Source organism: Shewanella sp. TB7-MNA-CIBAN-0143 (assembly GCF_040310065.1).
Taxonomy (GTDB): domain Bacteria; phylum Pseudomonadota; class Gammaproteobacteria; order Enterobacterales; family Shewanellaceae; genus Shewanella.
The window spans coordinates 1-233 of sequence record NZ_JBEOPL010000170.1 but is presented as its reverse complement, the minus strand read 5'-3'; the positions used below and the strand labels follow the sequence as shown (position 1 = coordinate 233).

The 233-nt window shown below is 51.5% G+C and carries 2 tRNA genes; both read left to right on the top strand.

Annotated elements, in window-relative coordinates:
- A tRNA-Asp gene (locus AAEY97_RS21530) sits at nucleotides 1–77 on the top strand.
- An 80-nt stretch (nucleotides 78–157) separates the two neighbouring features.
- Nucleotides 158–231, top strand: a tRNA-Asp gene (locus AAEY97_RS21525).
- The last annotated feature ends 2 nt before the right edge of the window (nucleotides 232–233 follow it).

The following is a 233-nucleotide window of genomic DNA, read 5'->3' as shown; positions in this document are numbered from 1 at the left end:
GGAGCGGTAGTTCAGTTGGTTAGAATACCGGCCTGTCACGCCGGGGGTCGCGGGTTCGAGTCCCGTCCGCTCCGCCATTCAAGTGACTGTTTACACTTAATAAAACAGATAATTTTTATACTATTGTTAGTTTTATTAAGTGTATACAAACCGTTTTGGAGCGGTAGTTCAGTTGGTTAGAATACCGGCCTGTCACGCCGGGGGTCGCGGGTTCGAGTCCCGTCCGCTCCGCC